Below are 23,671 nucleotides of genomic sequence, written 5' to 3'. Positions count from 1 at the left end.
GAATGAAAGCAAAGAAGGAACGCTTAGATATTTTATTAGTTGAAAGAGGCTTAGCTGAGACGAGGGAGAAGGCAAAACGAACGATAATGGCTGGACTTGTATTTAGTAATGAAACTCGTCTCGACAAGCCGGGAGAAAAGGTTAGCAGCGATATTCCGCTAAGAGTAAAGGGAAAAGTCATGCCGTATGTTAGCAGAGGCGGGCTAAAGCTTGAAAAAGCATTAAAAATATTTGATCTTGAAGTGAAGGACAAAATTCTTCTTGATATCGGTGCATCAACTGGCGGATTTACTGATTGTGCTTTACAAAATGGGGCGAAAATGTCTTATGCCCTTGATGTCGGATATAATCAGCTCGCTTGGAAGTTAAGACAGGATGAACGTGTTGTTGTTATGGAGCGAACTAATTTCCGTTATGTAACACCAGCCGATCTTCAAGAAGGAATGCCAACCTTCGCTTCCATTGATGTTTCATTTATCTCTTTAAAGCTTATCCTTCCTGTATTAAAGACCCTATTAGTTTCAGGCAGTGATGTAGTGGCGCTCGTTAAGCCTCAGTTTGAGGCAGGACGCGAACAGGTTGGAAAAAAAGGGATTGTACGTGATGCCAAGGTCCATGTACAGGTTTTAGAATCAATGATTTCTTTTGCCCTAAATCTGGGATTCGATGTAAAAAATCTATCGTTTTCTCCTATAACTGGCGGTGATGGGAATATTGAATTCCTGCTGCACCTTTATTGGACAAGTCAGAAGGAAATCGGTGAAAATATTTTAAATTTTGAAGCTCAGGCAGTAGTGAATGAAGCCCATACAGAACTTAAGACAAAGCAAAATGAAGAGGATTAGGCTGCTGCTTATTCCTCTTCATTTTATTTATGTATGTCTAAACGACTAATAATATCATGAAAAACAAAGAAAAATTGTACTTTATAGGGAAAATCAGCTAACATATAATTAGATTTTATTCTTTTATTTACAACTATTTTGAAGTTTGTTATAAAATTTAGGCGCATAGCGTTTTTCATAATTGGGGTGAGTATATGACAAAGGGTCAACGTCATATTAAAATTCGGGAGATTATTGCAAATAATGATATTGAGACACAGGATGATCTTGTAGATGAGTTAAAAAATGCCGGATACAATGTAACACAAGCAACAGTATCACGAGATATTAAAGAACTTCATCTTGTAAAAGTTCCTCTGCAAGATGGCAGATATAAATATAGCCTTCCTGCTGATCAGCGATTCAATCCTTTACAAAAATTAAGACGTAACCTAATGGATGCATTTGTCCGGATAGATTCAGCAGGAAACCTGCTCGTAATGAAAACCCTGCCTGGAAATGCGATGGCGATAGGGGCGCTTATTGATAATTTGGATTGGGAAGAGATAATGGGGACTATTTGCGGCGATGATACGTGCTTAATTATTTGCAGAACACCTGAGCAAACTGAAGCTATCACAAATCGTTTTCTAGAAATGCTGTAATGGGGATGATTTCATTTGTTAACTGAATTATCAATTAGAAACTTTGCTATTATTGAAGCCCTTTCGATCTCATTTGACAAGGGCTTAACTGTATTAAGCGGAGAAACAGGTGCTGGTAAGTCAATTATCATTGATGCGATACACTTACTCGTTGGAGGAAGAGGATCAGCTGAATTTGTAAGGCATGGAGAGGAAAAGGCAGAAATAGAAGGTCTTTTTCAGTTTGAAGATCCCAATCATCCTATTTGCAAAAAGGCTTATGAATTTGGCATTGAGCTTGAAGATGGAATGATTGTACTTAGAAGAGATATTTCGAAATCAGGAAAAAGTGTATGCAGAATCAATGGCAAGCTTGTCACAATTTCGATTTTAAGGGAAATTGGAAGTACATTGATTGATATTCATGGGCAGCATGAGCATCAGGAATTGATGGACGAAATAAAGCATATCAGTCTTCTTGACCAATTTGGCGGCAGGAAGATAAGCTCTGCACTTTTAGAATACCAGCAAGTTTATCATAAGTATGAGCAAAAATTAAAATCATTAAAAACATTAAGTGAAAATGATCAGCAGATGGCCCATCGGCTAGATTTAATACAGTTTCAATATGATGAAATTCTTAAAGCGAATTTAAAGTTAAATGAAGATGAAGAGCTTTTCGAAGAGCGCAAAAAGCTTAGTAACTTCGAACGGATTTATGATTCCTTACAGGCAGGATATGCTGGTCTTCAAGGGGAACAAAGAGGACTCGATTGGATTGGTCTTGTTATGGGGCATGTTGAAGATGCTGCGGAAGTTGATCCTGCCTATAAGGAACTTGCTGAATCTGTGTCGAATAGCTTTTATCAGCTTGAGGATGTCATGAGAAGTCTTCGGAATGAGCTTGATTTTCTGGAATACGACCCTAGAAGACTTGCCGAAATCGAAGACCGGCTTAATGAGATTCAACAATTAAAACGAAAGTACGGGAAGACAATTGTTGAAATTCTTGAATATGCCTCAAAAATTGAAGAAGAAATAGAAACATTGCAAAATAAAGAAACACATATCGGAAAGTTAGAAAATGAAATTTCCTCATTGCGAAAGGATCTTACAGTTGAAGCAGAAGAATTATCAAATTTAAGGAAAAACACGGCTAAAACTTTAATAAAATTAATACATAAAGAATTAAAAGAGCTTTATATGGACAAGACTGTATTTGAAGTGAAATTTGAAGCAGATATGGAGAACTTCACAAAAAGTGGATTTGATAAAGTTGAATTTTACTTATCGACTAATCCAGGGGAACCATCAAAACCCCTCTCCAAAATTGCATCAGGTGGAGAATTATCTAGAATTATGCTTGCGTTAAAAAGTATTTTTTCAAAGCATCAAGGGGTTACTTCTATTATTTTCGATGAAGTGGATACGGGAGTGAGTGGCAGGGTTGCACAAGCGATTGCAGAAAAGATTCACCATGTTGCCATTAATTCGCAAGTGTTGTGCATCTCCCATTTACCGCAAGTAGCTGCAATGGCAGATACTCATTTGTATATCGCAAAAAATATTAAAGATGGCCGGACGAAAACAACGGTTAAAGCTTTAAATGAAGCAGAAAAAATTAAAGAAATTGGCCGGATGATATCAGGAGTCGAAATTACCGATTTAACGAAAGAGCATGCTAAAGAGCTTCTTCAGCTTGCAAACAAAATTAAGGTGTAGAAGAAAAAATACATGAAAAGCTATCCAAAGCAGGATAGCTTTTTTTATCGCCATATCAGTTATAAATGCGCGCTTTACAGGCAAAATTATAGATGTAGCCATTTGACGTTGTGGATTAGAAGCGAGGAGAGTGAAAGTTTTGATAACAGAAGTTTTAAGAAAAATAATTGGTGGAATTCTCCTTGTTTCATTAATTGCAATTGGATTTTCCAAACCCATTCAAAAATATTTAGAAATTCCAACTTCAATCACTCTTTTTGAGGGCCAGCATATTGATCTGGCTAAAACAGAAATGGTAACGGCAACTATGTCTACAGATTCAAGTATTGCACTTAAACAGGACAATCATTCAGTTTCCCTAAAAGCAAAAAAACGCGGGGAAAATGAAATGTTTTTAGAATTAGCAGGTTTTCCGATTAAAAAGGTCGATGTAAATGTACTAAAGGATTTTAAAGTGATTCCAGGTGGACAGTCTATCGGTGTCAAACTAAATACCGTTGGTGTCTTAGTAGTGGGACACCATCAAATAAATACAGTAAACGGAAAATCCTCTCCTGGAGAAATAGCAGGAATCAAAGTGGGAGACATCATCACTAAAATAAACGGCAAAAATATTGAAAAAATGTCTGATGTTGCCCCTTTTGTCCAGCAAGCAGGGAAATCCGGTAAGCCCCTTACGATAGGTGTGAATAGAGAAAATAATCATTTTACAACTGAATTAACCCCCTTAAAAGAAAAAGGAGAGGGTTCCTTTAAGCTTGGATTATATATTCGCGACTCAGCTGCTGGAATCGGAACAATGACGTTTTATCATCCAGAATCTAGGAAATATGGAGCTTTAGGCCATGTTATTTCCGATATGGATACGAAAAAACCAATTGTTGTTGATGATGGTCAAATTGTTCGCTCCACAGTCACCTCTATTGAGAAAGGGAGCAATGGCAATCCTGGAGAAAAACTAGCTCGTTTTTCAGAGGATAAAGAAGTAATCGGAAATATTGTCAGAAATAGTCCTTTTGGAATCTTTGGGGAACTTAATCAGGACATAAAGAATGGCATCTTGGATAAGCCGATGCCGATTGCATTATCTCATCAAGTAAAGGAAGGTCCGGCAAAAATATTAACAGTTGTTGAAAATGATGAGGTAAATTTATTTGATATTGAAATTGTCAGCACGATTCCGCAAAAATTCCCTGCGACAAAAGGAATGGTTATAAAAGTAACGGATCCAAAGCTTTTAGCAAAAACGGGAGGAATTGTTCAAGGAATGAGCGGAAGTCCCATCATCCAAAATGATAAAGTGATTGGGGCAGTAACACATGTTTTTGTAAATGATCCGACGAGCGGATATGGTGTTCATATTGAGTGGATGCTAAATGAAGCAGAAATTGATATATATGAGAAACAAAAAGAAAAAGCATCATAATCTAAAGACGGGGATCCCCCGTCTCTTTTTTAGCCTAAAAAAGCATTTAATCGAAAATAATTACATATGCTATAATAGATATAAAGATTTTTCGACAAAAGTTTGTTGAAATTCTAATCAATTATCGAAAACGGTCGAATAATAAAGAAAACAAAAGAAAACTAATGATTTTCACCTATTTTTGAGAATTTTTAAAAAAACTAAAGGATTTTCAGTTGCATTGTCGAATTTCTCATTTAGAATAAGAATAGATAATTAAGAGACCATTATGGATCGAGGAGGAAAGAATACGTGAAGAAAATTAAGGTTTGTGTTGTCGATGACAATAGAGAGCTTGTCGGACTTTTAGAAGAATATATATCAACTCAAGAAGATATGGAAGTTGTGGGTGTCGGTCATAATGGACAGGAATGCCTGGACATTTTAGAGCATGAAGATCCTGATGTTCTTATTTTAGATATTATTATGCCTCATTTAGATGGTTTAGCGGTTCTTGGAAAGATGCGAGAAATGAAAAAGGCTAACTTGCCAAATGTGATTATGCTTACTGCTTTCGGACAGGAGGACGTGACAAAGAAAGCAGTAGATTTAGGGGCTTCCTATTTTATTCTGAAGCCATTTGATATGGAGAATCTGGCTAGCCATATACGTCAAGTAAGTGGAAAAGCAAATCCAGTCATTAGAAAGCCTTCATCGACAGCTTATCGATCAACAATTGAAGCAAAACCGAAAAATCTTGATGCGAGCATTACGAGTATTATTCATGAAATAGGTGTGCCGGCACATATTAAAGGTTATATGTATCTTCGTGAAGCGATTTCCATGGTCTATAATGATATTGAGCTTCTCGGTTCAATAACAAAGGTTCTTTACCCAGATATTGCGAAAAAATACAATACGACAGCAAGCCGAGTTGAACGGGCTATTCGTCATGCCATTGAAGTAGCATGGAGCAGGGGGAATATAGATTCAATATCTTCCCTATTTGGTTACACTGTTTCTATGTCTAAAGCAAAGCCAACCAATTCAGAGTTCATTGCGATGGTAGCAGATAAATTAAGGCTGGAGCATAAGGCTTCCTGAAAGAGTTAGGAATTTTAGTAAATTGAAAAAGCGTTCTCTTTCTGGAGAGCGCTTTTCTAATGGGGAGTAATGATCATGACATTAATTTTTGCTCATAGAGGATATTCCGCCTTGTATCCTGAAAACACGATGAAGGCATTTAGGGAAGCAGAAAAAGCAGGTGCAGACGGGATCGAACTGGATGTTCAGCTAACGAGGGACGGCGAAATAGTTGTTATCCATGATGAAAAAGTAGATCGGACAACAAATGGAAAAGGCTATGTAAAAGATTATACATATAGAGATTTAAGAAAACTTGACGCAAGCAGTCAGAAAAAAAGGCTTTTTTCGCAAATGGAGCCAATTCCGTCTTTAATTGAAGTTTTAGAATGGATGAAGACAAATCACATCATTTGTAATATTGAACTGAAAAATGGGGTTTTTCCATATGAAGGGATGGAAGAAAAGGTCATTAGCCTTATTCGTGCATATGATTTAGCAGATCGTGTCATCCTTTCATCATTCAATCACTACAGCATTGTTTATTGCTACCACCTAGCCCCGGAGATAGAAACAGCACCATTGTTTTCTGAAGGCCTCTATATGCCTTGGATTTATGCAGAATCCATTGGTTCCAAAAGTATCCATCCTAAATATACAATCGCCAAATCAGAGCTTATAAAGGCATCAGAAGAGTATGGCATTGCGGTTAGGCCTTATACTGTTAATAAGGAAAAAGAAATGCACCGATTATTTTCTGTTGACTGTTCAGCTTTTATTACGGATGATCCTGTTCTAGCAAAGATTATTAGAAAAATGTATGAATAAAAAAGAGGACGACTTTGAGTCATCCTCTTTCATTTTTCCTTTGGAAACGCGGCTGTACCTTATTTTTCTTTCGATCGCGATGAAGAATAAATCCAGCAATAAAGCCAAGTCCGACTAGGAAGAAAAGCAGCCCTGCTAGAAATTGCACCCATAAATATGGAAAAGGATTTTGTGAAATTCCAAAAACCATGTCTCTCATTAATTTTATTCCATAGGCAGCGAATAGGCCGGGAATGAGCATAATTATTAAAGCGATTATTCTAACCATCTGAAAAATCCCTTCGTTTCATAAATACTACATAATACACCGTTCATAAAAATAATAAATCAATAGGGAAATTTGTCAAGCTATTCAGCCTTAAGATACCCTGATGCAAATAAGTGCGACTGTTTTTATTTGGCTTGGCCGACTTTCTAGGATAAAATAAAATTGCATGAAATAACTTGCAATAACTGGCTGGAGTTAATGAAATAAATTTCAATCTAGAGGGTGGTCGCATACGATGCAAACCGTAATGATTGTAGGTGCGGGAAAAGGCGGATCAGCAATCTTAAAAATTATGAAAGAAACGGCGATGTTAAAAGTAATAGCTGTTGTGGACCACAATATTCATGCACCTGGACTCATAATTGCGAAAGAAGAAGGAATACCCACTGGCACTGACTGGCGGAAGTTTATTTTGCAGGATATTGATATAATCGTTGAAGTGACAGGCAATAAAGATGTGTTTATTGGACTAAGAGAAGCGAAAAGAAAAGATTCAGTTCTTATACCAGGCAGTGTTGCTGCCTTGATTGCAAATCTAATTGAAGAAAAAGAAGATTTAATAACAAGTATAGAAAACGAAAAGTATAAGCATGATCTCATTTTCAATTCTACTGGTGATGGCATGATTGTCATTAATAAACATTGTGAAATTATTTTTTTTAATAAAAGTGCCGAAAGAATGACAGGAACAAATAGGAAGGAAGCCATCGGAAAGCATATTCTTGAGGTGATTTCTAACAGTGAATTACCAAGAGTATTAGAAACAAGACGTACATATGCTAATCAAGAGTTAGTCCTAAATAATGGTGTGAAAATTATTACGACAAGAATCCCGATGGTTGGGGAGAATAATGAGCTTATAGGCGCCTTTGCGGTGTTCAAGGATATTACCGAAGTGATGAACCTTGCCGAGGAAATCACAAATTTAAAAGAAATCCAAACGATGCTTCAGGCTATTATTCATTCAAGTGACGAAGCCATTTCTGTTGTAGATGAAAATGGCCGAGGATTATTAATAAATCCAGCCTATTCTAGAATCACTGGTCTCAGAGAGGATGAGGTTATTGGGAAACCGGCAACCGCAGATATTTCTGAGGGTGAGAGTGTACATATGAAGGTCCTTCAAACACGAAGAGCAGTTAGAGGGGTTGCGATGCGAGTCGGACCTAATAAGAAAGAGGTTATCGTTAATGTAGCTCCTGTCATAGTCGATGGGAAATTAAAAGGCAGTGTTGGTGTCATTCATGATGTCTCAGAAATCAAAACATTAAATAGAGAATTAAATCATGCACGGCAAATCATTCGAAATCTTGAAGCGAAATATTCATTTGATGATATTATTGGCAAATCTGAAGAGATGACCATTGCGATTGAGCAGGCTCGGCTTGGGGCAAAAACTCCTGCAACTGTATTATTAAGAGGGGAATCTGGCACAGGGAAAGAATTGTTTGCTCACGCTATTCATAATGGAAGTGATCGTAAATACAATAAATTCATTCGGGTTAATTGTGCAGCTCTTTCTGAAACTTTATTAGAAAGTGAGCTATTCGGATATGAAGAAGGCGCATTTTCAGGAGCGAAAAGGGGAGGAAAGAGAGGTCTTTTTGAAGAGGCCAACAATGGCAGTATCTTCTTAGATGAAATCGGTGAGTTATCAGCGAATACACAGGCTAAACTACTAAGGGTTTTACAGGAAAAAGAGATTACTCGTGTAGGTGGAACAAAGCCTATACAAATCAATGTTAGAGTGATTGCTGCGACAAATGTAAATTTAGAAAAAGGAATTGCAAATGGAACTTTTAGGGAAGACTTATATTATCGTTTGAATCGAATGCCCATTCATATACCGCCGCTGAGAAAAAGAAAGGAAGATATTCCGTTGCTTTGTAATCGTTTGATCCAGAAAATCAATCAGGAATATGGACGGAATGTAGAAAAAATAACTCAATCGGCATTGCATAAATTAATGTTGTATGATTGGCCTGGAAATGTAAGAGAGCTAGATAATATTCTCGGAAGAGCTATTATTTTCATGAGTTATAATGAAAATGTTTTGGATGAAGCTCATGTCCCGGAATTAATAAAAATAAACGAAAAAACCCAAAACGAAATTAAACGAGATGAAACAATTCCAAATCTCACATTAAATCAGCTGCTCGAACAGTATGAGAAAGAGCTAATATTGCAAACCTTAAAAAAATCTGCCGGAAACAAAACCATTACCGCTAAATCCCTCGGTTTATCAGTAAGAAATTTATACTATAAGCTTGAGAAGTATGGGATTGCAAATAATAGCGTGCAATAATTTTCATGATGTGCAATTTTTTTCATACTTAATAAACCGTAAATAAAGCGTTTTCATAATGATTTCGTTTGGCACAATTCTTGCAGAATAATAAAATGGCTGTTGCAGTCATTGTGTTAATTTCAATTTGAACTAGCTAGTCTAGGTCAAATTGCAATAAACAAGCATTATTCGCTTTGGAGTAAAGGGGTTGAGAACTAGATGGATTTGGATTCGCTTATAGAGAGAGCAACCCAATTTCAAATGAAAACAGTAGCCGTTGCTGCAGCAGAGGATCATGAAGTGATCGAGGCAGTTTCTGAAGCAGTTAAACGAAATTTAGCAAATTTTTTATTGTACGGTGATAAGGAACAAATTTTAAAAATCGTCAATAAGCATGAAAACCTTGCCTCAAGTAAAAATATCCAAATCATTCATACGTTATCAAATGGATTAGCAGCAGAAAATGCTGTAAAGGCTGTAAAATTAAATGAAGCGGATGTTTTAATGAAGGGAAATGTGCCAACTGCAACTATTTTAAAAGCCGTCTTGAATAAAGAGTATGGATTAAGGACTGGAAGTGTCTTATCTCACGTAGCTGTATTTGAAGTTCCAAGCTATGACAAATTTATTATAATTACCGATGCTGCCATGAATATTTCCCCCGATTTAGATCAGAAGGCACAGATTCTTAAAAATGCGATCGGAATAGCGCGGAGCATTGGGATTAACAAACCGCTTGTTGCACCGATTGCAGCAGTGGAAGTGATAAATCCGGCTATGCAGGCTACTCTTGATGCAGCAGCCTTAACCTTAATGAACAAGCGAGGGCAGCTGACAGATTGTATTGTTGATGGACCATTAGCTTTAGATAATGCCATTTCTATATCTGCTGCCGAACATAAAGGAATAAAGAGCGATGTAGCTGGAAGAGCGGATATATTATTAGTTCCAACGATTGAGGTTGGGAATGCACTTTATAAATCATTGATTTATTTCGCCAAAGCAAAGGTTGGTGCTGTTATAGCAGGTGCAAAGGCGCCAATTGTCTTAACATCCAGGGCAGATACAGCCGAAAGCAAGCTTTATTCCTTAGCATTGGCTATATGCTCGGCCAATTAAATATAAATCTCAAACTAGAACTTAACGAATGTTTATCGTACTTAAAAAAAAGCAAACTATCTTAGGAGGAATTTCAAATGGAAATTTTCAAATATCTAGAAAAATATGATTACGAGCAAGTAGTATTCTGCCAGGACAAAACATCAGGCTTAAAGGCCATTATCGCGATCCATGATACAACATTAGGACCAGCTTTAGGCGGAACGCGTATGTGGACATATGCATCAGAAGAAGCTGCTATTGAAGATGCATTGCGTCTTGCAAAAGGAATGACTTATAAAAATGCTGCGGCTGGACTTAACCTTGGTGGAGGAAAAACTGTCATCATCGGTGATCCTAAGAAGGATAAAAACGAAGAAATGTTCCGTGCCTTTGGCCGTTATATCCAAGGGTTAAATGGCCGCTATATCACTGCTGAAGATGTCGGTACGACTGTAGCAGATATGGATCTTATTCATGAAGAAACTGATTATGTAACTGGAATTTCACCTGCATTTGGTTCATCAGGCAACCCTTCACCTGTAACAGCTTATGGGGTTTACGTTGGAATGAAGGCTGCGGCGAAAGAAGCGTTCGGAACAGATTCATTAGAAGGAAAAGTAATCGCAATACAAGGTGTTGGAAATGTTGCGTACAGCCTATGCAAGCATCTTCATGAAGAAGGTGCTCAATTAATCGTAACAGATATAAATAAAGAAGCTGTTCAGCGTGCAGTGAATGATTTCGGTGCAAAGGCAGTTGACCCAAATGAAATTTACGGAGTCGAATGTGATATTTATGCGCCTTGTGCACTTGGTGCAACAGTGAATGATGAAACCATTCCACAATTAAAAGCAAAGGTCATTGCTGGCTCTGCAAATAATCAATTAAAAGAAGAGCGTCATGGAGATATCCTTCATGAAATGGGAATTGTTTACGCTCCAGACTATGTTATTAATGCTGGCGGAGTCATTAACGTTGCAGATGAATTATACGGCTACAATGCAGAGCGGGCATTGAAAAAGGTTGAAGGACTTTACCAAAGCATTGAAAAGGTTATTGAAATTTCAAAACGAGATCAAATTCCTACCTATAAAGCTGCTGACCGTATGGTAGAAGAAAGAATTGAAAGAATGCGCAATTCTAGGAGCCAATTCCTGCAAAATGGCCACCATATTTTAAGCCGTCGTAAATAGGTGCGTTAAAATATTTAATAATAGACTGAAGAATAGCGGATTATACTTTGCTCACCGGATTAAATTTTAGTTCGGTGAGCATAATCGCTTTTCACACGGAGGTTTCAAAGTGCAAGAACAAGAACATCGAATTCTCGTTATCAACCCTGGATCTACCTCTACGAAAATCGGAGTTTTCGATAATGACTTATCTATCTTGGAAAAAACAATACGCCATGATACAGATGAAATAAATGCTTTCGAAAATATTATTGACCAGTACGAATTCCGTAAAAATGTAATCCTCGAGACATTGGATAAAGAAGGATTTAATATTTCTAAGCTTAGTGCAGTTTGCGGAAGAGGAGGCTTATTAAGACCAATTGAGGGTGGAACCTATTCTGTCAATGAGGCTATGCTAAAGGATTTGAGAGAAGGCTATGCAGGTCAGCATGCTTCTAATCTTGGAGGCATAATTGCTTATGAAATTGCTGCCGCATTAAATATTCCATCCTATATTGTTGACCCGGTTGTCGTTGATGAATTAGCTCCAATTGCGCGTATTTCCGGTTTTTCATTAATTGAAAGAAAAAGTATCTTTCATGCATTGAACCAAAAAGCCGTCGCGAGAAGAGCAGCGAAAGAAATCGGGAAAAAATATGAAGATCTAAATTTAATCGTTACTCATATGGGCGGAGGAATTACAGTCGGTGCTCATCAAAAAGGAAAAGTAATCGATGTCAACAATGGTTTACATGGGGAAGGACCATTTAGTCCTGAACGTGCAGGAACTGTTCCAGTTGGGGATTTAGTTTCTCTATGTTATTCCGGTTCCTATTATCGTGAAGAGATCATGAAAAAAATAGTCGGTCATGGTGGACTTGTTGGTTATTTAGGTACAAATGACGCGGTTAAAGTTGAACAAATGATTAAAAACGGGGATGAAAACGCAAAGCTCATATATTCCGCAATGGCCTATCAAGTAGCGAAAGAAATCGGTGCAGCCAGCACGGTGTTAAGCGGAAAGGTCGATGCCATTGTTATAACCGGCGGAATTGCGTTCGGAAAAGATTTTGTGAAAGAAATAAGTGATCGAATTAATTGGATTGCAGATGTTATCGTCCATCCTGGAGAAAACGAGCTGCAGGCTTTAGCAGAAGGTGCGCTTCGTATACTTCGTGGAGAGGAAGCAGAAAAGGAATATCCAGGAATGCAAACAAGAGCTGCAGTTCATTAGAATATGGTTGAATAGCAAATGCACATTTTGTTCTAAGTGCTAGCCCTATTCAAATAGGAGGAATAAACGTGGCAGAAGAATATGATTTAGTCATTTTAGGCGGGGGCACCGGCGGTTATGTTGCAGCGATCCGTGCTTCCCAATTAGGTTTAAAAACAGCTCTAGTTGAAAAAGGAAAACTTGGCGGAACATGCTTGCATAAAGGATGCATACCAAGTAAAGCACTGCTTAGGAGTGCAGAGGTGTACGCAACAACGAAGCGAAGTGAAGAGTTCGGTATTTCCGCAAGTAATATTGAAGTCAATTTCAGTAAAGTCCAAGAAAGAAAAAATAAAATTGTTGACCAGCTTCATAAAGGGGTTCAGCATTTGATGAAGCAAGGCAAAATTGACATTTATGAAGGAACTGGCCGTATTTTAGGTCCATCGATTTTTTCTCCTATGCCGGGAACCATTTCAGTTGAAATGAATAATGGGGACGAGAACGCCATGCTTATTCCTAAAAATGTAATTGTGGCAACAGGCTCCCGTCCAAGAACTTTACCAGGTCTTGAAATTGGCGGAAATGTCATGACTTCTGATGAAGCACTTATGATGGAAGAGATTCCAAGCTCAATCATCATTGTTGGAGGTGGAGTAATCGGAATCGAATGGGCATCCATGCTCTCTGATTTCGGGGCAGAAGTTACGGTTGTCGAATATGCGGACAGAATCATTCCTACAGAAGATAAAGAAGTATCAAGAGAAATGCAGAGATTAATGAAGAAAAAAGGTGTAAAAATCGTTATAGGTGCAAAAGTGCTTCCTGAAACTCTCAAACAAGCTGAAAGCAATGTTGCCATTTCAGCTGAAGTGAAAGGTGAGCAAAGGGAATTTACTGCTGAAAAGCTACTCGTTTCCGTTGGCCGCCAAGCAAATATTGAAGGAATTGGGCTTGAAAATACAGATATTCAAGTAGAGAAGGGCTTTATTGCAACGAATGAATTTTTCCAAACGAAAGAATCCCATATTTATGCAATTGGTGATGTGATTGGCGGACTTCAGCTTGCACATGTTGCTTCACATGAAGGAATTGTAGCCGTTGAGCATATAGCTAACGAAAATCCTCAACCGATAAATTACAGCCTTGTTTCTAAATGCATCTACAGCTCACCAGAAGCAGCAAGTGTCGGTTATACAGAAGAAGAAGCAAAAGAAATGGGCTTTAAGGTAAAAACAGGAAAGTTCTCCTTCCGGGCAATAGGGAAAGCATTAGTTTTTGGTGAAGCTGATGGGTTCGTAAAAATTATTGCAGATGAGGATACAAATGATATATTAGGTGTTCATATGATTGGGCCGCATGTAACGGATATGATTTCTGAAGCAGGTCTAGCTCGTGTCCTAGATGCTACCCCTTGGGAAGTAGCACATACGATCCACCCTCATCCAACATTATCAGAAGCAATCGGCGAGGCTGCTCTCGCAGTCGATGGAAAGGCCATTCACGGCTAAGCTGAATTATTATTTTTCATAAAGCAAACAAGGGCTTTTCAGCTCTTGATCCATACTTATTTAGGAGGTATTGAAATGGTTGAAAACCGTCATAAAGAGTTAGGTTTAAGTGATGAAACGGTATTAAATATGTATGAAACCATGCTTTTAGCCCGTCGCATTGATGAGCGGATGTGGCTATTAAACCGTGCTGGTAAAATTCCCTTCGTAATTTCATGCCAAGGTCAAGAAGCAGCACAGGTTGGAGCAGCTTTTGCACTTGATAAGGAAAAGGATTATGTTCTTCCATACTACCGGGATATGGGTGTTGTTCTTACATTCGGGATGACTCCAACAGATTTAATGCTTTCCGCTTTTGCAAAAGCGGAAGATCCAAACTCAGGCGGGCGACAAATGCCTGGACACTTTGGCCAAAAGAAAAATCGTATTGTTACGGGTTCTTCGCCTGTTACTACTCAAGTTCCTCATGCTGTAGGTGTCGCATTGGCAGGAAGAATGGAAGGAAAAGATTTAGTAACATTCGTGACATTTGGTGAAGGGTCCTCAAACCAGGGAGACTTCCATGAAGGTGCTAACTTTGCGGGAGTGCATAAGCTTCCAGTAATTTTCATGTGTGAAAATAATAAATACGCGATATCAGTTCCAATTGAAAAGCAATTAGCTTGCGAAAATGTATCTGATCGTGCGATTGGTTATGGTATGCCTGGAGTTACGGTTGATGGCAATGATCCGCTTGCCGTATATAAAGCTGTTAAGGAAGCAGCTGACAGAGGAAGAAGAGGAGAAGGGCCAACCCTTGTCGAGACAGTTTCTTATCGTTTAACACCACACTCTTCTGATGATGATGACCGCAGCTATCGTTCACCTGATGAAGTGGCCAAAGCGAAGGAAAAGGATTCAATCATAACCTTTGGTGCTTATCTGAAGGAATTAGGAATTATGAATGATGCCAAAGAGAAAGAAATAAATGATCGTGTTATGGGTCAAGTTAATGAAGCGACTGATTATGCAGAAAATGCACCGTATGCAGAACCGGACCATGCACTGAAATATGTTTATGCTGAATAGTAGGGGGGAACTATAATGGCTGTAATTTCTTATATTGATGCTGTTACAATGGCAATCCGTGAAGAAATGGAGAGAGATCCGAAGGTTTTTGTTTTAGGGGAAGACGTAGGCAAAAAAGGCGGCGTATTTAAAGCAACTCAAGGCTTATATGACCAATTTGGAGAGGATCGTGTCATTGATACACCGCTTGCCGAATCTGCTATTGCCGGAGTTGGAATTGGAGCGGCTATGTACGGAATGCGTCCGATAGCAGAAATGCAATTCGCTGACTTTATTATGCCCGCTGTCAACCAAATTATTTCTGAGGCGGCAAGAATTCGTTACCGCTCCAATAATGATTGGAGCTGTCCTATCGTTATTCGTGCACCTTATGGCGGAGGCGTTCATGGCGCTTTATATCATTCACAATCTGTTGAAGCCATATTTGCCAACCAGCCCGGCCTAAAAATAGTCATGCCTTCTACACCTTATGATGTGAAGGGATTATTAAAAGCAGCAATCCGTGATGAAGATCCCGTTCTTTTCTTTGAACATAAACGTGCATACCGTTTAATTAAAGGAGAAGTTCCAGATGATGATTATGTGCTGCCAATTGGGAAAGCTGATGTAAAGCGTGAAGGTGAAGATATTACTGTCATTACTTACGGATTATGTGTTCATTTCGCTCTTCAGGCAGCAGAAAGATTAGCAAAAGACGGCATCTCTGCGCACATTCTAGATTTAAGAACCGTCTATCCGCTCGATAAAGAAGCGATTATTGAAGCAGCTTCAAAAACAGGTAAAGTTTTATTATTAACAGAGGATAACAAAGAAGGAAGCATCATGAGTGAAGTTTCAGCTATTATCGCTGAAAATTGCCTCTTTGAGCTTGATGCACCGATTAAGCGTCTTGCTGGCCCTGATGTTCCTGCTATGCCATATGCTCCAACGATGGAAAAATTCTTCATGGTCAATCCAGATAAAGTTGAAAAAGCAATGAGAGAACTAGCTGAATTTTAATAGGAAAGCGCATGCGTCCAGTTTAGACGCAGATGCTAAAAATTATAGAATACAGCTAAAGTTCTGAAGCTAGAAGGAGGGCAAATTCATTGGCAATTGAACAAATTAAGATGCCTCAATTAGGTGAAAGTGTTACTGAAGGCACAATAAGTAAATGGTTAGTTTCTGTTGGAGATAAAGTAAATAAATATGACCCGCTTGCAGAAGTAATGACTGATAAAGTAAATGCAGAAGTTCCATCTTCTTTTACCGGAACAATTAAAGAATTAATTGCAGAAGAAGGTGTTGCCTATGCAGTAGGTGATGTGATTCTGACTATTGAAACAGAAGGCGGCGGTACTGCTGATGCTCCAGTTACCCCACAAGCTGAAGCTGCAGCACCTGCTGATAAGGCCGGCAACATTCCGGCTGCATCGGCTGTACCTGCTCCGTCGGCAGCTGAGGGGAACAAAGCTCGCTACTCCCCTGCTGTATTGAAGCTCTCTCAAGAGCATGGCATTGATTTAAGCCTTGTAACAGGTACAGGTGCTGGCGGCCGGATTACTCGCAAAGACTTAACGAAGATTATTGAGTCAGGTAATATTCCACAAGCTAGTCAGCCTGCACAAACAGAAACTGCATCACCGCAACCAGTTGCTTCGCAAGCTGCGACACAAACTGCAGTAACTGAAAAACAAACTGCATCGGCTCCGAATGTCCCGGTTCTACCAGGGGATATAGAAATCCCTGTATCTGGTGTACGTAAGGCAATCGCAGCTAATATGCTTCGCAGCAAGCATGAAGCTCCACATGCATGGACAATGATTGAAGTCGATGTAACAAATTTAGTCGAATATCGTAATTCAATTAAGAATGAATTTAAGAAAAAAGAAGGCTTTAACCTGACATTCTTTGCTTTCTTTGTGAAAGCTGTTGCGCAAGCCTTGAAAGAATATCCACAAATTAATTCCATGTGGGCTGGCGACAAAATCATCCAAAAGAAAGATATTAATCTTTCTATCGCCGTTGCTACAGAAGATGCATTGTTTGTACCTGTTATTAAACATGCAGATGAGAAAACAATCAAAGGCATTGCACGTGAAATTAATGAGCTTGCAGCAAAGGTAAGGGCTGGAAAGCTGACTTCAGCAGAAATGTCTGGAGGAACGTTTACCGTTAACAATACAGGTTCATTTGGTTCTATTCAGTCTAATGGAATTATTAATTATCCACAGGCAGCTATTCTTCAGGTTGAATCCATTGTTAAACGCCCGGTTGTAATGAACAACGGAATGATCGCCGTTCGTGATATGGTTAACCTTTGTATGTCACTAGACCATCGTGTATTAGATGGACTTGTTTGCGGACGCTTTCTGCAGCGTGTGAAAGAAATTCTTGAAAATACATCAAAAGAAAATACATCCGTCTATTAATAAGCGGGAATGATTTCTAGGGGCTGCCAAGTAAGTTGGCGGCCCCTTTTTAAGACTAGTGGCAATTGCTTGTTTATTTTATGTGTAATAAAATATATATAAGCATACGGAGGGAGGGGAAGCTGTCGTTAAGACAGTGATGATGACAATAAAAAAGATGATGAATGAATCATTTGATACGTTTTCCCTTAGTGATTGGGAGCAAAAAGCCGAGGAAGCCTTAAAAGGGAAACCTGTAAATTCCTTAAACACAAATACGTATGAAAATATTAAATTAAAGCCTCTCTATACAAAAGAGGATTTTGATAACGAAAAAGCCTCTCAACTTCCTGGTCAGCCTGACTACAGAAGGGGTTTCAATTCGCTTGGCTATCTTTCACAGGAATGGAAGGTTGCACAGAAAATAATAGTAGTGCAAGAGGGGGAAAGCCTTAGGGAAGCCCTTCTTACATCGTTAGAAAAAGGCCAATCCGCCATTGCGATTAATGCCGATAAAGTTACCATTGAAGAATTTATGAGTTTAATAGAGGGCTTGTATTCTAAATTTCCTTTTTCAATTGAAATAAATGAAAAACAAATAGAATTTCTCGCAGAACTGTCGAAATTGTCTAATTGTGAAAAGATTTCAGGCTATATTGCTATGGATCCTTTAGCGGTAACGGCTTTAAATGGCACAGCAGTTAAAAAAGCTTCATACGACAAATTTGCTAATATAATCCAATCAACTAATAGCAGCATGCCAAATCTTCGCACTATCCTTGTTAACTCAAGTGTCTACAATCATGCAGGCGCCAATGCTATTCAAGAACTTGCTTTGGCATTATCAACAGGGGTTCACCATGTACAGGAGCTGCATAACCAAGGACTAAAGCTTGATACAATCTTTAGTAAAATGGTTTTTAAATTTTCCATTGGTGCAAACTTTTTCATGGAAATAGCAAAGCTTCGTGCTGCAAGACTTCTTTGGAATAAGGTAACGGAAGCATACGGGCTTAATTCTCAAGTTCACAGCATGGTCATTACTGCCGAAACGGCTGCCTTTACGAAAACCGTTTTTGACCCATATGTAAATATTCTAAGAGCAGGGAATGAAGCATTTGCAGCAGTCCTTGGAGGAATTCAATATCTCCATGTTAGTCCATTTAATGAACCGGAAGGAAGGTCAACACCTTTTTCTGAACGAATTGCACGCAATACTCAATTAATCTTAAAACATGAAGCTCATTTAGAGAAAGTGATCGATCCAGCTGGGGGCTCCTGGTATATTGAAAGATTAACAGAAGAGCTTGCCGAAAAAGCTTGGGCATTATTTCAGGAAATAGAAGATCAAGATGGAATTGAGAAATGTTTGGCGTCTGGCTGGGTAAAAGCTCAAATTGCTGAAGTCCTGGCTAAAAGAAGCGAAGATATTTTCACAAGAAAGAAAAGTGTAATTGGAACGAATGTTTACGCAAACCTAAGTGACTCTCCGCTACAGTTAAATGAAAGCGCTAACGCTAATCAAGTGGGCATTCCTCAAGTCCGATTATCAGAGCCATTTGAACAACTGCGCAAACTGGCGGAAAGAATAGGGAAAGCAGGGAACAAGCCGGCAGCTGGATTAATTTGTTTAGGGGAGTTAAAGGCCCACAAAGCAAGAAAGGATTTTATAATTGGTTTCCTTGCCCCAGGCGGGGTTTACGCATACGAAAGTTCGAATATAGTTGAGTTAGAACAAGCTGTGCAATTCGTGATAAAGTCTAATCTAAAACACTATGTTATTTGCGGAACGGACAAACAGTATGACGAATCGGGGATTGAAATTATTAGCTTAATAAAAGAAAAGCGGCCCGATGTGAAGCTTTATCTTGCCGGACTTCCGGCTGCAGATAAACAGGAGCAATATAGGCTAGCCGGGGTCGATCAATTTATTCACCTTCGCAGTAATTGTTTTGAAATCCTATCTTCTCTGTTAAGCGAAATGGAGGTGGCAAGCAATGAATAAAAAGCCAGATTTTAAAAGCATTCCTCTTTTTGACGGGCAGAAGCCATCTAAGGAAGAGTGGATTAAGAAAGCAGAAGCGGAAATTAACGCTTCGATTGATGATCTTCTTTTTGAAACGAATGAACAGATAGCTATAAAACCTCTGTATACAGAGGATGATCTTAAAGGCTTGCAGCATATGGATGGTGCACCTGGTTTGCCTCCATATACCCGTGGGCCTTATCCGACCATGTATGTAAACCGTCCATGGACAGTCCGTCAATATGCTGGATTTTCAACAGCTGAGGAAAGTAATGCTTTTTACCGAAGAAACCTGGCAATGGGGCAAAAGGGGCTATCAGTTGCTTTCGACCTTGCTACACATCGAGGCTATGATTCTGATCATCCGAGAGTTGTTGGAGATGTTGGAAAAGCTGGAGTAGCGATAGATTCTATCCTAGATATGAAAACGCTTTTCGAAGGAATCCCTTTAGATCAAATGTCTGTATCCATGACAATGAATGGTGCAGTTCTTCCGATCATGGCTTTCTATATTGTAACGGCAGAAGAGCAAGGTGTCAGCCAGGACAAATTATCAGGCACAATTCAAAATGATATATTAAAAGAATATATGGTAAGAAATACGTATATTTATCCCCCGGAAATGTCAATGAAAATTATTGCTGATATTTTCCAATATACGTCTAAATATATGCCAAAGTTTAATAGCATCAGTATTTCCGGCTATCATATGCAGGAGGCGGGAGCACCGGCAGATATTGAGCTAGCTTATACACTTGCTGATGGCCTGGAGTATGTTAGAACGGGATTAAAGGCTGGAATAGATGTCGATTCTTTTGCTCCAAGACTATCGTTTTTCTGGGCAATCGGCATGAATTACTTTATGGAAGTCGCCAAAATGCGTGCAGCCCGGTTTATTTGGGCAAAGATGATGAAAACCTTTGAGCCGAAAAACGCAAAATCGATGGCGCTTAGAACTCACTCTCAGACTTCGGGCTGGAGTTTAACCGAGCAGGATCCATTTAATAACGTAACGAGAACATTAATTGAAGCACATGCTGCGGCAATGGGGCACACACAGTCACTTCATACAAATGCTTTAGATGAAGCCATTGCATTACCAACCGATTTTTCCGCACGGATTGCAAGAAATACACAGCTTTATCTGCAGGAGGAAACGGGGATAACAAATGTAATTGATCCATGGGCAGGTTCTTATTATGTTGAAGCCCTAACAGATGAACTAATCAAACGGGCTTGGGAGCATATTGAAGAAATTGAAAATCTCGGCGGAATGGCAAAGGCTATTGAAACAGGACTGCCAAAAATGAAAATTGAAGAAGCGGCTGCACGCAGGCAAGCACAGATTGACTCTGGGAAAGAAACGATTATCGGTGTAAATAAATACCGGCTTGAACAAGAAGAGCCCATTGAGATTTTGGATATTGACAATACCGCAGTCCGCTTAAAGCAAATCGAAAAACTAGAAAATTTAAAGTCTGCTCGTGATGAGGAGAAGGTCATTCAGGCACTTGAAGCGATAACGCAGGCTGCTGAAACAGAGAATGGCAATTTGCTGGAGCTAGCTGTTCAAGCGGCAAGAGGTCGGGCAACACTTGGTGAAATTTCCTATGCGATCGAAAAGGTGGCTAACCGTCATAAAGCGATCATTCGATCAATTAGCGGTGTATATAGTTCTGCATTTTCTAATGAAGAAGAAATTGCAGAAGTGAAGACGATGACGGACGACTTCCTGGAAAATGAAGGAAGAAGACCACGAATTCTCATAGCCAAAATGGGACAGGACGGACATGATCGTGGAGCAAAAGTCATTGCAACAGCATTTGCGGATTTAGGCTTTGATGTAGATATTGGCCCATTATTCCAGACACCTGATGAAACAGCAAAACAGGCAGTTGAAAATGATGTTCATGTTATCGGTATTAGTTCATTGGCTGCAGGCCATAAAACACTACTTCCTCAGTTGATTGATGAGCTTAAAAAGCTTGGCAGGGAAGATATTCTAGTCGTCATTGGCGGGGTTATTCCAGCTCAAGACTATCAATACTTATATGAACAAGGTGCAGCAGCTATATTTGGACCCGGTACAGTTATTCCTGTGGCAGCGCAAAAAGTCATTCGTGAGATTTATAGCCGGCTAGGGTACGAGGAAGTAGCAAATGGATAAGGAGAAAAAACCTGAATGGTTTGATGGCGCAAACCCTGACAGCTTTACAAGTGTAGTAAAGAAGGGGGTAGAATTGCCGCAGGAGGGCTATGGATTTACAAAGAATACTAGATTTAAAAAGAAGAATAAGCTTGAACTTAATAATGATGAATTAGCCGCTGGCATTCTTGAAGGAAGCCGCTCCATACTTGCACGTGCCATAACTTTAATTGAAAGTAATGCGGAGCACCATTTTCGTAAAGCTCAGGAGCTTTTGCAACAGCTCCTCCCGTATTCGGGGAGAGCTCTTCGAATTGGGATAACCGGTGTTCCAGGGGCAGGAAAAAGTACCTTTATTGAAGCTTTCGGATCTTATTTATGTGATTTAGGCTTGAAGGTGGCGGTTCTTGCCATCGATCCGAGCTCAAAAATCAGCGGAGGAAGCATTCTTGGTGATAAAACAAGAATGGAGCACCTCTCTCGGAATCCAAGAGCCTATATTCGCCCTTCCCCATCTGCCGGCAAGCTCGGGGGTGTTCACAGAAAAACGAGAGAAACGATGCTGATTTGTGAGGCGGCTGGCTTTGATGTCATCCTTATTGAAACGGTTGGTGTTGGACAAAGCGAAGTGATTGTCAGAGATATGGTCGACTTTTTTATGCTTTTGACATTAACTGGGGCAGGGGATGAGCTTCAGGGGATGAAAAAAGGAATTATGGAGCTGGCAGATGCAGTTGTCGTTAATAAAGCAGATGGACATAATAAAAAGCTCGCATTAAAAACAAAATCTGAATATAGCCGAATCCTCCATTTTCTGCAGCCCGCAACAAAAGGATGGGAAACAAAAGCGTTTACTTGTTCGGCCAAATACAATGAAGGAATGGAGGAAATCTGGGATTCAATTAAAACCTTTGAACGGCATACGAAAGAATCAGGAGTTTTTGCTGAACGCAGAAGAGTGCAGACAAAGGAATGGATTTATTCTATGATCATAGATCAGCTGCAATTCAGCTTTTTCTATCATCAGGATGTCAAGCAGCTGCTGCCAAAGATGGAAAACGAAGTCATTGCTGGGAATCGCACTGTCACTTCGGCAGTGGGAGAATTATTTGAGGCATACATGAAAAATTTGTAAATGGAAGCTGTCCATCGTGCAGTTGCATTGAAAAGTATGTTTAATTATTGGTATGATGTAAGTATGGCATACTTTTGAAATAAGGAGGAACAATTTATATGAATATGGATTTTAATTTATTTATGACGGATGTCGTTAATCAAGCACGTAAAGAAATCGTGGCTGCTGGCTATGAAGAGCTAAAAACACCAGACGAGGTGGGAGAAGCTCTGAAAAAATCAGGAACTACTCTAGTAATGGTTAATTCTGTTTGCGGCTGTGCCGGTGGAATTGCACGACCTGCAGCAGCACACTCCGTTCACTATGATAAGCGCCCTGATCATTTAGTTTCAGTATTTGCCGGACAGGATAAAGAGGCCACTGCGGCTGCACGAGAGTATTTTACAGGATATCCGCCATCATCACCTTCTTTCGCATTACTAAAAGATGGAAAACTAGTTACAATGATTGAACGTCATGAAATCGAAGGACACGAACCAATGGCTGTCGTTCAGAAACTGCAAAATGCTTTTGAACAATATTGTGAAGACCTGTAAAAGTCCCTTTTTAGGGGCTTTTTCTTTTGTTTGTTCATATTATTAAAATCCAATATTTTTTATATTTATGCAACGAAATATTAATAGGCTGCTATTTATTTTCAAAAGAATATTTGTCAGAATAGTGAAATAGTATAGATCAAAAAAATATATTGCATAATTATTAACATGTGTTAAAATACATTTAGTTGAATAAATATTAATTTTTAAAAGAGTACTTGAAAATTAATAGACAATCAACGATAATATATTTCAATAATAATAATTTTCAGAAACATATAGGAGGAAATGAATATGAAAAAAATAGTT

The 23,671-nt window shown here is 39.0% G+C and carries 19 protein-coding genes; 18 read left to right on the top strand and 1 reads right to left on the bottom strand.

Features of this window, described 5'->3' with window-relative positions:
- The first annotated feature begins 2 nt into the window (after positions 1 to 2).
- The 6 genes from V7122_RS16525 to V7122_RS16500 all read left to right on the top strand — a co-directional run bounded on the left by V7122_RS16525 (position 3) and on the right by V7122_RS16500 (position 6,506).
- A complete protein-coding gene (locus tag V7122_RS16525) occupies positions 3 to 845 on the top strand; it encodes a TlyA family RNA methyltransferase (protein ID WP_335527626.1) in 843 nt (280 codons plus the stop codon).
- A gap of 194 nt (positions 846 to 1,039) precedes the next feature.
- Positions 1,040 to 1,489 (top strand): transcriptional regulator AhrC/ArgR, encoded by a 450-nt coding sequence (ahrC, locus tag V7122_RS16520; RefSeq protein WP_335344120.1) that lies wholly within the window; start codon positions 1,040 to 1,042, stop codon positions 1,487 to 1,489.
- A gap of 15 nt (positions 1,490 to 1,504) precedes the next feature.
- Positions 1,505 to 3,190, top strand: a complete 1,686-nt coding sequence (gene recN, locus V7122_RS16515; RefSeq protein ID WP_335527624.1) for a DNA repair protein RecN — start codon at positions 1,505 to 1,507, stop codon at positions 3,188 to 3,190.
- A 139-nt stretch (positions 3,191 to 3,329) separates the two neighbouring features.
- Positions 3,330 to 4,616: a SpoIVB peptidase gene (gene spoIVB, locus V7122_RS16510; protein ID WP_335487118.1), complete on the top strand. Its 1,287-nt coding sequence runs from the start codon at positions 3,330 to 3,332 to the stop codon at positions 4,614 to 4,616.
- A gap of 291 nt (positions 4,617 to 4,907) precedes the next feature.
- Positions 4,908 to 5,699 (top strand): sporulation transcription factor Spo0A, encoded by a 792-nt coding sequence (gene spo0A / locus V7122_RS16505; protein WP_335354278.1) that lies wholly within the window; start codon positions 4,908 to 4,910, stop codon positions 5,697 to 5,699.
- Between the two features lie 75 nt (positions 5,700 to 5,774).
- Complete coding sequence (locus V7122_RS16500) at positions 5,775 to 6,506, top strand: glycerophosphodiester phosphodiesterase (protein WP_335527620.1); 732 nt, start codon at positions 5,775 to 5,777, stop codon at positions 6,504 to 6,506.
- 19 nt (positions 6,507 to 6,525) lie between these two features.
- Here V7122_RS16500 and V7122_RS16495 read toward each other — a convergent pair whose 3' ends face one another.
- Positions 6,526 to 6,774: a DUF2627 domain-containing protein gene (locus V7122_RS16495; protein WP_335527617.1), complete on the bottom strand. Its 249-nt coding sequence runs from the start codon at positions 6,772 to 6,774 to the stop codon at positions 6,526 to 6,528.
- Between the two features lie 235 nt (positions 6,775 to 7,009).
- Between V7122_RS16495 and V7122_RS16490 the strand changes: the two genes are divergently transcribed.
- From V7122_RS16490 to V7122_RS16435, 12 genes are all read left to right on the top strand, one after another.
- On the top strand, positions 7,010 to 9,079 hold the full coding sequence (locus V7122_RS16490; protein ID WP_335527614.1) for a sigma 54-interacting transcriptional regulator: 2,070 nt from the start codon (positions 7,010 to 7,012) through the stop codon (positions 9,077 to 9,079).
- Between the two features lie 201 nt (positions 9,080 to 9,280).
- On the top strand, positions 9,281 to 10,180 hold the full coding sequence (yqiS, locus tag V7122_RS16485; RefSeq protein ID WP_335344127.1) for a phosphate butyryltransferase: 900 nt from the start codon (positions 9,281 to 9,283) through the stop codon (positions 10,178 to 10,180).
- Positions 10,181 to 10,257: 77 nt separating this feature from the next.
- Positions 10,258 to 11,355 (top strand): branched-chain amino acid dehydrogenase, encoded by a 1,098-nt coding sequence (gene bcd / locus V7122_RS16480; protein WP_335527610.1) that lies wholly within the window; start codon positions 10,258 to 10,260, stop codon positions 11,353 to 11,355.
- Positions 11,356 to 11,464: 109 nt separating this feature from the next.
- Entirely contained in the window at positions 11,465 to 12,571 is a 1,107-nt protein-coding gene (gene buk, locus V7122_RS16475; protein WP_335527607.1) for a butyrate kinase, read from the top strand.
- Between the two features lie 68 nt (positions 12,572 to 12,639).
- Entirely contained in the window at positions 12,640 to 14,061 is a 1,422-nt protein-coding gene (gene lpdA / locus V7122_RS16470; protein WP_335527604.1) for a dihydrolipoyl dehydrogenase, read from the top strand.
- 75 nt (positions 14,062 to 14,136) lie between these two features.
- The gene (locus tag V7122_RS16465) at positions 14,137 to 15,129 is read left to right on the top strand and encodes a thiamine pyrophosphate-dependent dehydrogenase E1 component subunit alpha (RefSeq protein ID WP_335344131.1); all 993 of its coding nucleotides are present in this window, start codon (positions 14,137 to 14,139) and stop codon (positions 15,127 to 15,129) included.
- Between the two features lie 15 nt (positions 15,130 to 15,144).
- The gene (locus V7122_RS16460) at positions 15,145 to 16,128 is read left to right on the top strand and encodes an alpha-ketoacid dehydrogenase subunit beta (RefSeq protein WP_335344132.1); all 984 of its coding nucleotides are present in this window, start codon (positions 15,145 to 15,147) and stop codon (positions 16,126 to 16,128) included.
- Positions 16,129 to 16,217: 89 nt separating this feature from the next.
- Complete coding sequence (locus V7122_RS16455; RefSeq protein ID WP_335527601.1) at positions 16,218 to 17,540, top strand: dihydrolipoamide acetyltransferase family protein; 1,323 nt, start codon at positions 16,218 to 16,220, stop codon at positions 17,538 to 17,540.
- 142 nt (positions 17,541 to 17,682) lie between these two features.
- The gene (locus tag V7122_RS16450; protein WP_335527598.1) at positions 17,683 to 19,524 is read left to right on the top strand and encodes a methylmalonyl-CoA mutase family protein; all 1,842 of its coding nucleotides are present in this window, start codon (positions 17,683 to 17,685) and stop codon (positions 19,522 to 19,524) included.
- The gene (gene scpA, locus V7122_RS16445; RefSeq protein WP_335527595.1) at positions 19,517 to 21,712 is read left to right on the top strand and encodes a methylmalonyl-CoA mutase; all 2,196 of its coding nucleotides are present in this window, start codon (positions 19,517 to 19,519) and stop codon (positions 21,710 to 21,712) included. Before V7122_RS16450 ends, scpA begins: the two co-directional genes overlap by 8 nt.
- Positions 21,705 to 22,826, top strand: coding sequence for a methylmalonyl Co-A mutase-associated GTPase MeaB (meaB, locus tag V7122_RS16440; RefSeq protein ID WP_335344135.1), 1,122 nt, complete (start codon positions 21,705 to 21,707; stop codon positions 22,824 to 22,826). The genes scpA and meaB overlap by 8 nt, the downstream gene beginning before the upstream one ends.
- 98 nt (positions 22,827 to 22,924) lie before the next feature.
- Positions 22,925 to 23,362: a BrxA/BrxB family bacilliredoxin gene (locus V7122_RS16435; RefSeq protein WP_335487084.1), complete on the top strand. Its 438-nt coding sequence runs from the start codon at positions 22,925 to 22,927 to the stop codon at positions 23,360 to 23,362.
- Positions 23,363 to 23,671 lie beyond the last annotated feature (309 nt).

The sequence above is a fragment of the Bacillus sp. JJ1532 genome, from assembly GCF_036965085.1.
GTDB lineage: Bacteria > Bacillota > Bacilli > Bacillales > Cytobacillaceae > Cytobacillus.
The sequence above is the reverse complement of the archived record's forward strand: the minus strand, read 5'-3'. Positions and strand labels throughout refer to the sequence as shown.

Excerpts from the sequence above, each read along its gene's own strand:
- V7122_RS16495 (WP_335527617.1), bottom strand. The coding sequence starts at position 6,774 with ATGGTTAGAATAATCGCTTTAATAATTATGCTCATTCCCGGCCTATTC.
- V7122_RS16460 (WP_335344132.1), top strand. The coding sequence starts at position 15,145 with ATGGCTGTAATTTCTTATATTGATGCTGTTACAATGGCAATCCGTGAA.
- V7122_RS16450 (WP_335527598.1), top strand. The coding sequence starts at position 17,683 with ATGACAATAAAAAAGATGATGAATGAATCATTTGATACGTTTTCCCTT.
- scpA (WP_335527595.1), top strand. The coding sequence starts at position 19,517 with ATGAATAAAAAGCCAGATTTTAAAAGCATTCCTCTTTTTGACGGGCAG.
- V7122_RS16465 (WP_335344131.1), top strand. The coding sequence starts at position 14,137 with ATGGTTGAAAACCGTCATAAAGAGTTAGGTTTAAGTGATGAAACGGTA.
- meaB (WP_335344135.1), top strand. The coding sequence starts at position 21,705 with ATGGATAAGGAGAAAAAACCTGAATGGTTTGATGGCGCAAACCCTGAC.
- V7122_RS16525 (WP_335527626.1), top strand. The coding sequence starts at position 3 with ATGAAAGCAAAGAAGGAACGCTTAGATATTTTATTAGTTGAAAGAGGC.
- bcd (WP_335527610.1), top strand. The coding sequence starts at position 10,258 with ATGGAAATTTTCAAATATCTAGAAAAATATGATTACGAGCAAGTAGTA.
- V7122_RS16490 (WP_335527614.1), top strand. The coding sequence starts at position 7,010 with ATGCAAACCGTAATGATTGTAGGTGCGGGAAAAGGCGGATCAGCAATC.
- ahrC (WP_335344120.1), top strand. The coding sequence starts at position 1,040 with ATGACAAAGGGTCAACGTCATATTAAAATTCGGGAGATTATTGCAAAT.
- yqiS (WP_335344127.1), top strand. The coding sequence starts at position 9,281 with ATGGATTTGGATTCGCTTATAGAGAGAGCAACCCAATTTCAAATGAAA.
- V7122_RS16500 (WP_335527620.1), top strand. The coding sequence starts at position 5,775 with ATGACATTAATTTTTGCTCATAGAGGATATTCCGCCTTGTATCCTGAA.
- V7122_RS16435 (WP_335487084.1), top strand. The coding sequence starts at position 22,925 with ATGAATATGGATTTTAATTTATTTATGACGGATGTCGTTAATCAAGCA.